At 44.5% G+C, this 15,091-nt stretch carries 14 protein-coding genes; 4 read left to right on the top strand and 10 right to left on the bottom strand.

Going from position 1 to position 15,091, the window contains the following annotated elements; all coding sequences use genetic code 11:
* Positions 1-62 precede the first annotated feature (62 nt).
* The 4 genes from FYJ75_RS11295 to FYJ75_RS11280 form a co-directional block, all read right to left on the bottom strand.
* Positions 63-1,112 (bottom strand): hypothetical protein, encoded by a 1,050-nt coding sequence (locus tag FYJ75_RS11295; RefSeq protein WP_154430556.1) that lies wholly within the window; start codon positions 1,110-1,112, stop codon positions 63-65.
* A 17-nt stretch (positions 1,113-1,129) separates the two neighbouring features.
* Positions 1,130-1,540 (bottom strand): hypothetical protein, encoded by a 411-nt coding sequence (locus tag FYJ75_RS11290; protein ID WP_154430555.1) that lies wholly within the window; start codon positions 1,538-1,540, stop codon positions 1,130-1,132.
* A 449-nt stretch (positions 1,541-1,989) separates the two neighbouring features.
* Entirely contained in the window at positions 1,990-2,394 is a 405-nt protein-coding gene (locus tag FYJ75_RS11285) for a flagellar protein (RefSeq protein ID WP_154430554.1), read from the bottom strand.
* A 13-nt stretch (positions 2,395-2,407) separates the two neighbouring features.
* The gene (locus tag FYJ75_RS11280) at positions 2,408-3,145 is read right to left on the bottom strand and encodes a ComF family protein (protein ID WP_154430553.1); all 738 of its coding nucleotides are present in this window, start codon (positions 3,143-3,145) and stop codon (positions 2,408-2,410) included.
* Between the two features lie 190 nt (positions 3,146-3,335).
* Here FYJ75_RS11280 and FYJ75_RS11275 point away from each other — a divergent pair, with 190 nt between their 5' ends.
* From FYJ75_RS11275 to FYJ75_RS11260, 4 genes are all read left to right on the top strand, one after another.
* Positions 3,336-4,340 carry an ABC transporter substrate-binding protein gene (locus FYJ75_RS11275; RefSeq protein WP_154430552.1) on the top strand — a complete coding sequence of 335 codons (1,005 nt, stop codon included), beginning with the start codon at positions 3,336-3,338 and terminating at the stop codon, positions 4,338-4,340.
* 95 nt (positions 4,341-4,435) lie between these two features.
* Positions 4,436-5,437, top strand: coding sequence for an ABC transporter permease (locus tag FYJ75_RS11270; protein ID WP_408638928.1), 1,002 nt, complete (start codon positions 4,436-4,438; stop codon positions 5,435-5,437).
* On the top strand, positions 5,438-6,232 hold the full coding sequence (locus tag FYJ75_RS11265; protein ID WP_154430550.1) for an ABC transporter ATP-binding protein: 795 nt from the start codon (positions 5,438-5,440) through the stop codon (positions 6,230-6,232).
* Positions 6,233-6,263: 31 nt separating this feature from the next.
* Entirely contained in the window at positions 6,264-7,574 is a 1,311-nt protein-coding gene (locus FYJ75_RS11260) for an alpha-amylase family glycosyl hydrolase (protein WP_154430549.1), read from the top strand.
* 149 nt (positions 7,575-7,723) lie between these two features.
* On the opposite strand, the gene glpK is transcribed toward FYJ75_RS11260, so the two are convergent.
* From glpK to FYJ75_RS11230, 6 genes are all read right to left on the bottom strand, one after another.
* The gene (gene glpK, locus FYJ75_RS11255; protein WP_154430548.1) at positions 7,724-9,247 is read right to left on the bottom strand and encodes a glycerol kinase GlpK; all 1,524 of its coding nucleotides are present in this window, start codon (positions 9,245-9,247) and stop codon (positions 7,724-7,726) included.
* Positions 9,248-9,888: 641 nt separating this feature from the next.
* Complete coding sequence (locus FYJ75_RS11250) at positions 9,889-11,082, bottom strand: homoserine dehydrogenase (protein WP_154430547.1); 1,194 nt, start codon at positions 11,080-11,082, stop codon at positions 9,889-9,891.
* A gap of 8 nt (positions 11,083-11,090) precedes the next feature.
* Positions 11,091-11,534, bottom strand: a complete 444-nt coding sequence (locus FYJ75_RS11245; protein WP_154430546.1) for an ACT domain-containing protein — start codon at positions 11,532-11,534, stop codon at positions 11,091-11,093.
* A gap of 197 nt (positions 11,535-11,731) precedes the next feature.
* Positions 11,732-12,583 (bottom strand): TPM domain-containing protein, encoded by an 852-nt coding sequence (locus FYJ75_RS11240; protein ID WP_154430545.1) that lies wholly within the window; start codon positions 12,581-12,583, stop codon positions 11,732-11,734.
* Entirely contained in the window at positions 12,577-13,674 is a 1,098-nt protein-coding gene (locus FYJ75_RS11235; protein WP_154430544.1) for a TFIIB-type zinc ribbon-containing protein, read from the bottom strand. Before FYJ75_RS11235 ends, FYJ75_RS11240 begins: the two co-directional genes overlap by 7 nt.
* Entirely contained in the window at positions 13,674-15,002 is a 1,329-nt protein-coding gene (locus tag FYJ75_RS11230) for an SPFH domain-containing protein (RefSeq protein WP_154430543.1), read from the bottom strand. Before FYJ75_RS11230 ends, FYJ75_RS11235 begins: the two co-directional genes overlap by 1 nt.
* Between the last annotated feature and the right edge of the window lie 89 nt (positions 15,003-15,091).

Here is a 15,091-nt window from a genome sequence, read left to right as displayed (position 1 = left end):
ACATGTCCAAAATGTGAACAATTACTTGCGTTTTCTTTAAAATTATATGTTTTTTTCCGAAATTATTTCAGGTATTTTTCATCAATGTCCAGTTCCTTCGCAAATACCTTGCGGGCAAGTTCCTCTTCTTCTTCCGAAAGTTCCTGCTTACTGTGGTCAATGCGTTTCCCCATACTTGCAGTATTACCAAAATGCTTGACTGTTTTCTCCTGAACCGCAACGGTCTTCTTTGGAACTGCTTTTACATAGTAATAATATTCATCGTCCTCAAACTGCACACGTTCCGTTCTTGCATAATCCAGATTCATGAAAAAGAACTGCAGGATAAAACCGATCACAAGAGACAGGATTGCGCCGATGATCAATGTAACTGTCTTACCTGTAATGCCAAGGATCAGGTATCCCGCAAAAAGTCCCAGTGCCTGGATCAGTACTCCGGACACGATAGCGATCAGCCATGCATGGTCCATCGTGGTTCTGCGGATAAAATATACAACGATTGATGTCACAACAAAAATACCGATCACAAGAAACATCTCTTTGTTCCCAAGAAGCTGTCCTACGGAAACGCTGAACTTTGATGTGCTTCCAGTCTTATCTTCCGTAACAACTGCTGCAAGTGTTGTACTGTTTCTGTGAATTCCGTCCAGGAAATAATATACAACGGTTCCGCATACAACGGAAATCACCGAATACAGTTCCCCGAAAAGTCCGGTGCCGACCGGCATAATATAAGGAATGTTCAATTTGAAAGCAATCGGAGTAAACAGTGCTCCCATACCATCCTTCGGTGCAAAACGGAAATATACAAAGTAAACCACTGCAAGAAGTACTGCGGCTGTCAGCGCCACCTCCGGTGATAATGCATACATATCTGCGATGATCACGAATGCTGCAATCCAGATTGTTCCATTCTGTGGAAGCAGGCAGCACACCAGCGCAAGGATCAGTGCTACCGGAAATGTGCTGATCGCGGTCATAAATCCAATATTGGTATTGATCAGTAAAAACGTAATCAATGCAATCACAAATTTAAATGCCGGATACATGTACGTCTCATAATTCTCATAAAAACGAATAATTTTATCTTTATATTCCAATAATTTTGTCATTGAGTCCTCCCCAAGTGCTATTTGCTGTTTTTAATCTTGTCTTCCCGTTCATAGAGCTTATTGACTCTCTTCAGGTGACTGCAGTATTCTTTCAGTTCCTTCCGCCCCCGTGTATACCGGCGATAATAGATGATGTATGTAATGATCTCATAAATCACCATAAAAACGGCGTATTTGCATACTGTGCTGATTGCAATTGCAATCACATCCAGTGAATTAATAGACGCTAAGATATTCTCCATATCATAGAAGATCCAAAGTGTCGCACACAAAAGAAATGCCAGTGTTCCTGTAAAAATGCTCTTGATCATTTCCTTGCTGATATAATCACTGCGATAATACATCCCCATCTGTCCGGACTTCTTCTTTTTCCCGTTATCATATATTGCGATCTCGTATAATTCTTTTACACGTTCCTCGTTAATCATGTAATAAACTCCCTTGCTTCTGGACGCAATTGCGCATTGTTAAAAATCATTATACCATACCACTCTATATTTTCCAAATGTTTCTTGTGTGGCGCGTTTTTCATATAAAGGTTGGGGAGGTGACCTTAATATTAGTGGCAGGCAAATTGCACAAAACAGTGCCTATTATGTTCCATTGTCCGAAAATAAGAAAATCTAAGTTTACCTGATTTGTTTTTTCAAAGTGACGTGTACGTCTTAAACGCCCCGTCCATGGGTCGTTAAGACTTTTGCTGCCGTCCATGGCAGCAAAACACTAGTTGCCCGTAGGTAAACTAAGATTTTCTAATTTTCTCCCAGGTCACAAAATCAGTCTCTGTTTTGTGCAATTTGCCTGCCACTAAAAATCACCGCCCCCTAATCTTTATATGAAAAAGCTGCAGATTACTCTGCAGCTTTGGTTGTTCTCTTTATTTCAGATATCTCATGCGGTCATTCTCTTTCTCTGTATGCAGACTTCGTTCCACAGGCTTCGGTTTCTCGAACGCACTGGACAGATCCTGTACCATCGTCTTCTTGCAGGATTCGCAGAAACGGCCTGTGCGGATTGGTTTTCCACAGCTCTCACAGACGATTCCCTCTGCCATTCCATTGGAGATTACAAGTCTCTCTTCACGAATCCACTGTTTGATCTGTTTCACAGATACCTCATTCTCAGTCGCCGTCTGACTGATGCTGGAATCCGGATTCTGACGCAAAAATTCCTTCACCTGCTGAAACTTCTCCTCCAGCTTCTTCTGACATTCCGGACATCTTCTCGGACCCGAAATATAATTAAACAAACGACCGCAGTCTCTGCAATTCGTAACCTCCATAACGCAAACCTCCTCATATGCCTTTCCCGATGCAGATGCTCAGGGAATAAATATCGATTACACCCGTCTGCAGTACCGCCTGTGCAATGGTGTCAACCGTACTGCCTGTTGTGTAAATATCGTCAACTAATAGAATATATCTATATTTTACAATATCTTGCGACACATGAAAAGCATTTTTCAGATTATTTTTGCGTTCTGTGTCATTTAAATTCTTTTGCGGCTTCGTATCGCGTGTCCGGGAAACCAGATCTGTCCTGTATGGAATGCCCGTCCGCCTGGAAAGTTCCCTTGCAAACACCTCCGCCTGATTATATCCGCGGAGCTTTTGCTTTCTTCTGTACATCGGAACCGGTACGATAACTTCTGCCCCGATGCGCAGCATCCATTCTGTGTACTGTTCTGCTGCCACCCCTGCAAAAAATGCTGCATACTCTCTCTTATTGGAATATTTGAACCGGTACATGGTCTGTTTGATGTCCCCTTTATATAGGAAAACACCCTTTCCCTGCCGGTAATGATGCTGCTTTTTCCCGCAGTCAAAGCAAAATTCAATTCTGGCATTGTCGACCGGCTGTCCGCATTTCATGCAGACTGGGCCAGTGATCTGAAAAAGCTTCTTCCTGCATTCCGGATGCACATTCCCTCTGTCTTCAAACGCAACGATCTCGTCGCACACCGGACATCTTGGCGGATAGACAAGCGCCAGCATTGCTTCTGTCACTGCAAAAATCCATTCTTTTACCCCCATATTTTATTCCTTTCCACTCTCCCTGCTGTTACCATAGCATATCCCGGCAAAAAAGTCATTGACTTTTCCTTAGATTCCACGCTTTTTCCATCCATATAAAATGATTGACTTCTCCGCTTTAAGCGCATATAATTTATTCAATCGATGCATTGATGCGTTAAAGCATTAGTGTCACAAGGAGGTTATAAGTATGAAAAAGGCAACCAAATTTGCTTCCGTTGTTCTTGCCGCTGCCCTGACATTATCTCTTGCAGGCTGTGGAAGTTCTGACGCAGGCACAAACAGTACGCAAAGTTCCGGAAATACATCCGGCAAGACTTACACCATCGGTATCTGCCAGCTGGTTCAGCATGAAGCGCTTGATGCCGCAACCCAGGGATTTAAAGATGCACTTACGGATAAACTCGGTGACAATGTCAAATTTGATGAGCAGAATGCTGCCGGAGATGCATCTACCTGTTCTACCATCTGTACCACATTTGCAACCAACAATTATGATCTGATCCTCGGAAATGCAACTGCTGCCCTTCAGGCTGCTACAGCAGCAACCGATACAATCCCGGTACTTGGAACATCCATTACTGATTATGCAACAGCACTCGACGTATCCGACTGGACCGGAACAACCGGAAAAAACATTTCCGGAACAACAGATCTTGCACCACTTGACCAGCAGGCCAAATGTATCGCCGAATTATTCCCGGATGCCAAAAATGTAGGTATCTTATACTGTTCTTCTGAGCCAAACAGTATCTACCAGTCTACTACCATTACCAAATATCTGAAGGACGAGGGATACACTGTAAAAGAATACACATTCTCCGATTCCAACGATGTTGCTTCGGTAACACAGAGTGCCTGTGATAATTCCGATGTCATTTATATCCCGACTGATAATACTGCTGCATCCTGCACAGAAGCCATCAACAATGTAGCTTCTCCTGCAAAAGTTCCGATCTTCGCTGGCGAAGAAGGAATTGCCAAAGGCTGTGGTGTTGCAACACTTTCCATCAGCTACTATGATCTCGGATATACAACCGGAGAAATGGCATATGATATTCTTGTAAACGGAAAAGATATCTCTACCATGGAAGTCCAGTCTGCGCCAAAATTCACAAAAGAATACATCGCTGACCGTGCCGATGCACTTGGAATCACCATTCCGGACGGCTACGAAGAACTGAAAGCAGATTAATTCACATCCATATACAGAGTAAAGGTCCAATGGGCCTTTTTTCTGTTTTATTGGAAAATGTAATATTTTACTATGGAGGTAAACACATGTTTCTGATCAACTATTTTTCATCTTTAAACCCGCTTGCATTCACCAATGCGCTGCCGGGTAACATCGCCCAGGGCCTGATCTGGGGAATCATGGCACTTGGTGTGTATATCACATTCCGTCTGCTCGATTTTGCAGACCTGACCGTAGACGGTTCTTTTGCAACCGGCGGTGCGGTTACCGTTATGATGACCGTAAAAGGCTATAACATCTGGGTTGCTCTGCTCTGTGCCTGCATTGCCGGACTTCTCGCAGGCCTCTGCACGGGTCTTTTACATACCAAACTCGGAATTCCACCGATCCTTGCCGGTATTCTGACACAGATCGCACTTTATTCGATCAACTTAAATATTATGGACCGTCATGCAAACCAGGCACTCAGCGTTGACAAATACAGCCTGATCCTTTCTTCCCGTAACCTGACTTCTGCAATCGTGATCGGACTTCTTTTTGCAGCCGTTCTGATTATCGTTTTATACTGGTATTTCGGAACCGAGCAGGGTTCTGCCATCCGTGCAACCGGCTGTAATCCTGCCATGAGCCGTGCACAGGGAATCAACATTGATAATATGAAACTGATCGGACTTTCCATCTCAAATGCAATCGTTGCATTATCCGGCGGACTGCTCGCACAGTATTCCGGATTCGCTGATGTCAATATGGGACGTGGCGGTATCGTCATTGGTCTGGCTGCAGTTATCATCGGAGAAGTCCTTGGCGATGCGATCCTTGGAAAACGCATGGATTTCAAAGGTCGTCTGATCTTTGTTGTCATCGGTGGCATCATCTACTACATCGTCATCGGTATCGTACTCTGGCTGAAAATGCCAAGTGATGACTTAAAACTTTTTACAGCGATCATCGTTGCCATTTTCCTTGCAGTTCCATACTTAAAGGGAAAGAGCAAAAGTTCCTTTGCAAAAGCAGGAAAACGCGCTGCTGCCATGTTAGCTGGCCGTTCTGCCACTGCATACGGTGATGTAGATGCCAAGAATAAGGAGGAGAAGTAAATGTTAGAGATCCGCAATGTACATAAAACGTTCAATCTTGGAACGATCAATGAAAAGCATGCCTTAAACGGGGTAAACTTAAAACTGGATGAAGGTGACTTTGTTACTGTGATCGGTGGAAACGGCGCCGGAAAATCAACCATGTTAAATGCGGTCGCAGGCACCTGGCCGGTAGATGATGGGGCGATTTTAATCGATGGAGTTGATGTAACCGGACTTCCGGAGTTCAAACGTGCTTCTTTCCTCGGCCGCGTATTCCAGGATCCGATGACCGGTACTACTGCCACTATGCAGATCGATGAGAATCTTGCTCTTGCCGCACGACGCGGACAGAAACGCGGACTCCGCTGGGGTATCACCAAAGCCGAAAAAGAACACTTCCATGAACTTTTAAAGGAACTTGACCTTGGTCTGGAAGACCGCATGACTTCAAAAGTCGGGCTTCTCTCCGGCGGCCAGCGTCAGGCTGTCACACTGCTTATGGCCTCTCTCCAGAAGCCAAAGGTGCTCCTTCTCGATGAACATACGGCTGCCTTAGATCCTAAGACGGCATCGAAAGTTCTTGCTCTTACCGACAAGATCATCACTGAGAACCATCTGACCGCCATGATGGTCACACACAATATGCGTGACGCCATCGCACACGGCAACCGCCTGATCATGATGAATAACGGAAAAGTCATCTTAAATATCTCAGGCGAAGAGAAAAAACGCCTTACCGTAGAAGATCTTCTCCTCAAATTCGAAGAGGTTTCCGGAGAAGAATTCGCATCCGATAAAGCATTACTTGGTTAAAAAACAACATAGAATATCAGGAGGTAATATTATGTGGGCTTACGAAAGTGTATTTTACCAGATCTATCCGTTAGGATTCTGCGGCGCACCATTTGAAAACGATGGTGTATTAGAACACCGCATTTTAAAAGTCAATGACTGGATTCCTCACATCAAAAAGCTCGGTGCGGATGCCATCTACTTCTCACCGGTCTTTGAATCCGATACACACGGTTACAACACAAGAGATTACACCCGGATCGATACCCGGCTTGGAACCAACGAGGATTTTGCCGAAGTCTGCAGCAATCTTCATAAAGAAGGTATCCGTGTCGTCTTAGACGGTGTATTCAATCATGTCGGAAGAGGTTTCTGGGCATTTCAGGACGTTCTAAAAAACCGGGAAGCTTCCCCATATGTAAGCTGGTTTTCCCGCATTGCCTTTGACGGGAACTCCAATTACAACGACGGTCTGTGGTATGAAGGCTGGGAAGGCAACTACGACCTTGTCAAACTGAATCTCCGCAACGAAGATGTCATCCAGCATATCTTCTCTGCAATCCGTGGATGGGTCGAAGAATTCGATATTGACGGACTCCGCCTCGACGTTGCCTATTGTCTGGATCACGATTTCATGAGAAGGCTCCGCAGCTTCTGTAACGAATTAAAACCGGATTTCTTCCTTGTCGGCGAAACACTTCATGGCGATTATAACCAGATCATGAATGATGAGATGTTACATTCTGTCACAAACTACGAATGTTATAAGGGACTTCATTCAAGCTTTAATTCCATGAACATGTTTGAGATCAATCATTCCCTCCTTCGTCAGTTTGGTCCGGAACAGTGGACTTTATATAAAGGAAAACATCTGCTTTCCTTCGTGGATAACCATGATGTCACCCGTGTTGCAAGCATTTTAAACAATCCGGCGCACCTGCCGTTAATCTATGCGATTGCATTTGGCATGCCTGGTATTCCATGTGTATACTACGGCAGCGAATGGGGTGCAACCGGACGAAAGGAAGATGGAGATCCTGCTCTTCGCGTTTCATTTGATGCACCGGTTGAAAACGAACTGTCTGACTGGATCTCGAAACTTGCAGCTGCAAAGAAGGTTTCCAAAGCTTTACAATATGGTGATTTCAGCTCTGTCGTTCTCACAAACGGACAGTGCATCTTCAAGCGCGAATGGGAAGGCGAACGTGTTCTTGTAGCAATCAATGCGGCTGATTCGCCATTCTGGGCTGGATTCAATCTCGGAAGCAGCCATGCAGTTGATCTGATCACCGGAAATGACGTAGAATTCCATGACGGATATGAACTGCCCGCTTACAGTGCTTTCTTCTTCCGTCTGAAATAAAACGCGAAAATAACTCCATACTTTTAAACACAAAAACACGGTGTCATATCTGACACCGTGTTCCCCATTTTATTCCTTCTATTACTTCTCCCAAAAGATAATCGAAAGATTTCTATATCAAAGCGACCCCCATCGCTGTGATACCTAAATTATAACTTTTCCTCCGTCTCATCGTCCGGATTCTCTTTTGCCCAGCCATATGCATATTTGACTGCTTTGTTCCAGCCTTTTCGTTTGGTTTCACGCTCCTCAGGAGCGATCTGAGGCGTAAATTCGCGGTCAAGCGACTGGTTGGAGATCACATCCTCCTTATTCTTCCAGTAACCAACTGCGAGTCCTGCAAGATATGCAGCACCCATTGCTGTGGTCTCAATGCAGGATGGCCGTCTTACCGGCACATCTAACATGTCTGACTGAAACTGCATCAGGAAGTTATTCGCGCTTGCTCCACCGTCTACCTTCAGTGACTTCACTTCAATACCGGCATCTGCTTTCATCGCGTCAATAACATCACATACCTGAAGTGCAATTGACTCCAGTGTTGCACGGATAATATGATTCTTATTCGTTCCACGGGTAATTCCAACGATGGTTCCTCTTGCATACTGATCCCAGTGTGGAGCTCCCAGTCCGGTAAATGCAGGTACCACATAACATCCATGTGTGCCTTTTACTTTGGTTGCCATATACTCTGAATCGGAAGAGGAATCAATCAGGCGCATTCCATCACGCAGCCACTGGATTGCGGCTCCTGCAACGAATATCGAGCCCTCCAGGGCATAATTGACTTTGCCATCCAGTCCCCAGGCGATGGTTGTTACCAGTCCATTCTTGGAAAATACCGGCTTCTCACCAGTGTTCATCAACAAGAAGCAACCAGTTCCATATGTATTCTTGGCTTCTCCCTCATGAAAACAGGTCTGTCCAAAAAGAGCAGCCTGCTGATCCCCGGCAGCACCTGCCAGTGGAATCTCATCTCCAAGGAAAGACGGATCGGTATATCCGTAGATCTGACTTGACGGAACCGGTGTCGGGAGCATGCTCTCCGGTATATCCAGTTCCTTTAGAATATCTTTATCCCATTCTAATGTATTGATATTAAAAAGCATCGTTCTGGATGCATTGGAATAATCAGTTACATGAACCTTTCCCTTGGTAAACTTCCAGATCAGCCATGTCTCCACGGTTCCAAATAAAAGTTTCCCTTCTTCTGCGAGCTTACGTGCACCGTCTACATTGTCCAGTATCCACTTAATCTTCGTCGCAGAAAAATACGCATCGATGATCAGACCGGTCTTCTGGCGATATGTCTCCTGAAGTCCCTTTGCCTTCAATGCATCTGCGATCGCAGATGTCCTGCGGCACTGCCATACGATTGCGTTATATACAGGTTCTCCTGTTTCTTTGTTCCAGACAATCGCAGTCTCACGCTGGTTGGTGATTCCGATTGCCTCAATATCTGCAGCCTTTGCATTGATCATGTTCATTGCCTCAACAGCAACTCCAAGCTGCGTAGACCAGATCTCATTGGCATCATGCTCCACCCATCCCGGATTTGGGAAAAACTGGCGGAATTCTTTCTGTGCCATGGAACAGATCTGTCCCTTCTCATCAAATAAAATACAACGGTTACTTGTTGTTCCCGCATCTAATGCCATAATATACTTTGCCATACCTGATTCCTCCATAATTATATGCCTCGCGTTACTGCCAGGAGTGGTTGATTGGCTGCGTGGCGCTTCCCTTTCATCTGCAATAGAAAAGTGGACATCAGATGAATACCTAAAGCAATCTGCTTCAAGCACGTCAAATCATCTCCACTCTCCGATTCCACCTTATGAAATTCTATCGCCTTTCGATGTAATGATTATACCATTTCTATAATGTGTTTGGAACCCTTTGAAACATTTTTGACATAATAGTCAATTGATATCATCTGTTTTTGTGCAAATAGTACAAAACAAAAGGGGACGTCAATCCCGGCGTTTGCCGTAATTGACGTCCCCTTATAATTATTCATGTAACAAACAGATCATCCTGTGAAATTCTCCGCAATAGCGATTTTTCCTTCATTTACACCTAATTTTATTGCTATACTCCATAGGATAATTGGCATTTTCTCCGTAAATGAACATCTTTTTATGATTACACCATCATATTTTCAATATCCGTCGGTGTAATCAATAATTTTCTTTTTCCTACGGAGAATCGCCCGTTTTATATGTTAAAATCTGCAAATTTTTCTCCGCAATCGATCATTTTTCATTGTTTACGGAGAAATCCATAATCGGAATGCCAGATTTCGGATACCCTCCTACGCAAGACGGATACGGTTTAAGATACCAAGCTCTTCTGCCTTCGTCTCAAACTCGCCTTCTGTCATTGCTTCTGTTGTAAATCCGATCTCTCCGGAAATTCCAGCTTCTACATAGGTAACTTTGCCAAATACTTTCTCTGCATCTGCTTTGCTTGCTGCAGTTCTTACGAAGAATACATTTGTACAGTCCTTGTAATCCAGAAGTTCCATTTTCTCTTCTTTCCAGTCGATCACGATATTTACATTCTGATGTTTTGCCATATCCACAATGTCTGCTACAACCGCGCTTGCTGTCGGAAGCTTACCAGCTCCGCTTCCATAGAACATTGCATCGCCGAGTACATTACCATGTACAAATACACCGTTAAATACATCGTTGACATTGCATAACGGATGTGTCTGTGGAAGTAAGAATGGTGCAACCATTGCAACATAACTCTCTCCTACCTTGCGGCTGGAAGCCAGAAGTTTGATGGAACGATTCATTGCCTTGGCATATTTGATGTCGGTAGCACTGATCTTTGTAATACCTTCACAGTGAATGTCTTCAAAATCAACCTGTCTGCCACATACCAGAGAAGTCAGGATTGCGATCTTACGGCATGGATCATGTCCTTCAATGTCAGCAGTCGGATCTTTCTCCGCATAGCCTTTTGCCTGTGCATCCTTTAATACATCTTCAAATTCAGCACCTTCCTCAGACATCTTTGTAAGCATGTAGTTGGTTGTTCCGTTTAAAATACCTGTGATCTCTTCGATTTCATCAGCAGTCAGACAGCAGTTCAGAGGACGGATGATCGGGATTCCGCCACCAACACTGGCTTCAAACTGGAAGTTTACATTCTTCTCACGGGCAATACGGATCAGTTCTGCGCCTTTTGCAGCTACCAGAGCCTTGTTAGACGTTGTTACCTGTTTACCAGCTTCAAGCATTGCTTTTACAAATGTAAATGCCGGCTCTACGCCTCCCATTGTCTCTACAACGATTCCAACTTCCGGGTCATTGGCAATGACCTGATAGTCATGTACGATCTTATCTTCCATTGGATCTCCCGGGAACTCTCTTAAGTCCAGTACATACTTAACCTCAACCGGTTCTCCTGCACGCTCTGCGATGCGATCCTTATTGATTCTTAAAACTTCTACAACTCCGGAACCAATGGTTCCATAACCCATAACTGCTACTTTCATTCCGCTTTTTACTCCTTAGCTAGTATTTTTGTGTAATGTATTCCATGACCCGTTTCAACTGCCCGGATCATTTTTTCAATGTCACCTGTCTCTGGGAAAACATCCAGACTGAGTGTCAATACTGCGATTCCGTTGACCGGAATACTCTGGTGGATTGTCAGAACATTCGCCTGAAAGTCTGCAATCGTCTTTAACACCATGGACAGGATTCCAGGTTCATCATCCATCTGGATCACCATGGTTATTGTTTTACCCTTTTCATTTTCATGATATGGGAAAATGTCATCTTTATACTTATAAAATGAACTTCGGCTGATCCCAACAATCTCTGTTGCATCCTGTACTGATGCAGCTTTGCCAGAGTCAATCAACCGTTTGGCTTCAACCACCTTTAATAACACTTCTGGGACTGCTTTCTCCCGTAAAACGAAGTAAGATGTCTTTTCCGGCATTCGTTTCCTCCCCATACAATAACAAAATGCCACCGGCAAAGGTTCTGCTGGCGGCCTGTCAGCTTACTTTTCATGTTTGTGTCACACTGACAATTGTCCTCATGAGGAAGATAATAACACAAAGAGGCTGCTTTCGCAACCTCTTTTCTATGCATTTATCGAATATGTATTATAACCGCTGTCGTTCGATAGCCACTTTAAAACTTGTGACCACCACCGCCATGCGTTCCACCACCACTGCTATGGTGTGTTGTACTGCGTGAACCACTGCTGTGAGAGCTTCCGCCGCTGTCTCTTTGAATGTGGTGAGCGGTTCGGAATTCATTTACCAGACGATCTGTTTTATTTGTCAGATCCAGTTTGGAATTACTTTTGAAATCGTATTTCCAGCCTCCAAATTTCAGGCGGTATTTTCCGGCGATCACTGCGATCACAGCTCCGCCTGCGGCAGCTGCAGCGATCAGGGCAATGAGCATATCCCATACTGTCAGCCTGTTCGGCGCCTTTGAGATTTCTCCGGTGTCTCTGTCGTAATTGTACTGTCCACTCTCGATTCCTTTGTGGAAGTAATCCTCCGTCTCCTGAATCATGTTTTCAAAGCATTTCTCATATTCACCGTCTCCGGCATATTCATAGGAATCATCCATAATGCTGTCGATTCTGTGATCTGTAAGAATACGGATTGCACTTCCCGTTGTGCTCATGTAAATCTCACGGTTATCCATGTCAATCAGAAAACATACACCATTCTCCTCAAACGCATTCCGATCTACAAAGTCATCTGCATATTCTTCCGATGTCATTCCATTCGCATCATCTGTGGTGACTGCAAACAGTGTCCATCCCGATTCATCCGCGAAATCATCCAGCATAGACTGGATCTCTTTCTCTTCGTCATATGACAAAAGATCTGCGTCATCCACTACTTTAGAATCCTCTGCAGCCGCATACACCGGCTGCAGAGAGAATGCTGATACCGAAAGTACCATTGCACAAAAAATCCCTGCAAGAAGCTTCGCTTTTTTATCCTTTAACCATTCTGCTACCATATAAAGCGACCTCCTAACAATCCAAGAATCAGTACTGCCACAAATGTGACAAGTCCGGTCAGGATAACCTTTTTCCAGTCAATCGGCAGTTCTCCGCAGATCTGTCCGGTCTGACCATTCATGGAATAGTAATAGATCTTGCCATTATTTCCTTTATATGTAACCGTCCAGACAGGAAGCAGCACATACTGCCACTTTTCTTCCTCGGCATGGAAATCCGAGTTGTGCACGTTAACTATTCCATAATCCGTCATAGTATCCCGGAATACCTGTTCTGCGTCATGCCGCATCTCCTGTCTGAGCTTCTGCTGAACCTCCTCAGACTCAATATCTCTTTTTTCTGCAAGGAAACCGGACAGATATCCCATATGGAAGTCCTTCATATCATCAAAATGATACGGCTGGACATTCTTCGCCAGTATCGCATTGGCCTTTTTCAGGGCATTTTCCGGAAGATTTGCAAGAGCAATATCTCCTTCTCTGCACAATTCATAGACTTTTGTCTCTGTGATTTCTTCATCGCCGGCAACCCACGTACGAACGCGTTTTGCCTCTGCATTCATTTTTCCTTTTAATTTAACGGAATACAGCCAGTATGGAAAATACACACTGCTGAGTTTCTCGATATTCTTTTTACTGAAAAATCCTCTTGGGACAAATTTCTTCTTTGACACATAGCCAAGAAATGTCTCTTCTGCTTTCTTACGGTCGATCTGAAACGGAATGACTTTATCCGGAAGGAATTTTCCGTCCAGTCTTCCTCCAAGCACAACCGGATTGTGGCAGTAATAACAGAACGTAGCAGCTGTCGTTGCATCGGTTACAATTTCCGCGCCACAGCTCGGGCAGGTATAATATACTGCTTCTTCCTGTTTTTCATCTGCCTGTTCTTCTGCCTGATCGTCCGTTTGAGAAGAGGCTTCCGCAGCTTCTGCTCCCACCTTTTTCTCAGTGCTTTCCGCCGGTTTCATGGCATCCAATTCTTCCTGGCTGAATAATGAATTACAATATTCACATTTATACTTCTGGGTCGCCGGATCAAAGATCAGCTCTCCATCACAATTCGGACATTTATAACTGATAACTGCCATTATGGTCTTGCCTTTCCGCATTCGCTACAGAACTTACCGGTATTTACGTGTCCACATTCACAGGTCCACTCTTTGGCAGGAGCTGGTTTGCCACAGTTGCTGCAGAATTTTCCGGTGTTGACATTGCCACATTCACAGGTCCATTCCTCACTCTGCTTTGGTGCAGGAGCCGGTTTACCACAATCGCTGCAGAATTTGCCGGTATTATGTTTTCCACATTCACATACCCATTCTGTGCCTGCCGGTGCTGCCTGAGCTGCTGGCTGCTGACCTGCGGCCGGTGCTGCTGCGCCATTTGGTGCAGCCGGATTGACATTCTGCTGTGCTGCTCCGTTTGGTGCCTGCATTCCGCTTGTCATCTGATTAATGCCTTCCATTGTTGTATTAAACTGCTGCATACCCATTCCGACTCCCATAAAGCCAGCCATTGCACCGCCGGCATTGGACCCTGCATCGCGTACACCTTCTGTGATGTTTTTAACAGCCATACCGCGAAGCACACTTGGGTCACTTCCAAGCATTGCACCTTCGTTACGCATATTAATGAGTTTCTGTGATTCCTCATCGTAAGATACACTTGCGATACCTACTGCCTGGATCTCCATACCACGCATCTGTGTCCAGTCAGCATCGAGTGTATCTGCCATGTATTTGCCAAGTTCTCTTGCTTTTCCGCTGACATAGGAAATTCTTGTTCCGTCTGCAGACATCTGGTTGATGGAAGACTGCAATGCCTCCAGGAACTCAGCCATATACTGCTCATTGATCTCTTCAATTTCTACTTTATCTGCATTTCTTGGAATTGCCTCTGCATAGAACTGCAGCGGATTGGTAATCTTGATGGAATAAGTTCCATGTGCGCGTAAAAACAGCTCTGCATTATAAAAACTGTCAAAATAGTTGATCGGATTTCTTGTTCCGAATTTGATTCCTTTGATCTCCTGAAGGTTAATGAAGAATACCTTCTGGGCAGTCGGTGTTTCCCCACCGAACTTCAGACGTGAAAATGTTTCCTTGATCGACTCTTTCAGCTGTCCATTCAGCATAGACGGAAGGGAAGAGTTATCTACTTTGTAATATCCCGGCTCTGCGGTATAATCTACGACTTTTCCTCCATCTACCAGCATCATGAACTGATTGTCATATACATGGATTACAGAACCGTCTGATACGGTATTTACGGTTCCCTTTGTATTCTGGCCTCTCCGGATCAGTGCACCACTTGTAAAGACGGTGTGGTCTCCCATGTCATCCGGCTCAATAACCTCTAACCACTGATCTGCAAGTCCACCGCTGATTGCCTGGCCAACTGCTCTGATAATTCCCATAACTTAACTTACCTCCTGTATAAACCATTGTGTTTTTATGTATATCTTATGATATCCGCCTTCTGCTGACTATATGCTCATAATCTGCC

The organism is Roseburia porci, assembly GCF_009695765.1.
GTDB lineage: Bacteria > Bacillota > Clostridia > Lachnospirales > Lachnospiraceae > Roseburia > Roseburia porci.
The sequence above is the reverse complement of the archived record's forward strand: the minus strand, read 5'-3'. Positions and strand labels throughout refer to the sequence as shown.

What these genes read in the sequence shown, in the direction of transcription:
- FYJ75_RS11265 (WP_154430550.1), top strand. Translation starts at nt 5,438, where the DNA reads ATGTTAGAGATCCGCAATGTACATAAAACGTTCAATCTTGGAACGATC.
- FYJ75_RS11250 (WP_154430547.1), bottom strand. Translation starts at nt 11,082, where the DNA reads ATGAAAGTAGCAGTTATGGGTTATGGAACCATTGGTTCCGGAGTTGTA.
- FYJ75_RS11295 (WP_154430556.1), bottom strand. Translation starts at nt 1,112, where the DNA reads ATGACAAAATTATTGGAATATAAAGATAAAATTATTCGTTTTTATGAG.
- FYJ75_RS11230 (WP_154430543.1), bottom strand. Translation starts at nt 15,002, where the DNA reads ATGGGAATTATCAGAGCAGTTGGCCAGGCAATCAGCGGTGGACTTGCA.
- glpK (WP_154430548.1), bottom strand. Translation starts at nt 9,247, where the DNA reads ATGGCAAAGTATATTATGGCATTAGATGCGGGAACAACAAGTAACCGT.
- FYJ75_RS11275 (WP_154430552.1), top strand. Translation starts at nt 3,336, where the DNA reads ATGAAAAAGGCAACCAAATTTGCTTCCGTTGTTCTTGCCGCTGCCCTG.
- FYJ75_RS11245 (WP_154430546.1), bottom strand. Translation starts at nt 11,534, where the DNA reads ATGCCGGAAAAGACATCTTACTTCGTTTTACGGGAGAAAGCAGTCCCA.
- FYJ75_RS11240 (WP_154430545.1), bottom strand. Translation starts at nt 12,583, where the DNA reads ATGGTAGCAGAATGGTTAAAGGATAAAAAAGCGAAGCTTCTTGCAGGG.
- FYJ75_RS11290 (WP_154430555.1), bottom strand. Translation starts at nt 1,540, where the DNA reads ATGATTAACGAGGAACGTGTAAAAGAATTATACGAGATCGCAATATAT.
- FYJ75_RS11260 (WP_154430549.1), top strand. Translation starts at nt 6,264, where the DNA reads ATGTGGGCTTACGAAAGTGTATTTTACCAGATCTATCCGTTAGGATTC.
- FYJ75_RS11280 (WP_154430553.1), bottom strand. Translation starts at nt 3,145, where the DNA reads ATGGGGGTAAAAGAATGGATTTTTGCAGTGACAGAAGCAATGCTGGCG.
- FYJ75_RS11235 (WP_154430544.1), bottom strand. Translation starts at nt 13,674, where the DNA reads ATGGCAGTTATCAGTTATAAATGTCCGAATTGTGATGGAGAGCTGATC.
- FYJ75_RS11285 (WP_154430554.1), bottom strand. Translation starts at nt 2,394, where the DNA reads ATGGAGGTTACGAATTGCAGAGACTGCGGTCGTTTGTTTAATTATATT.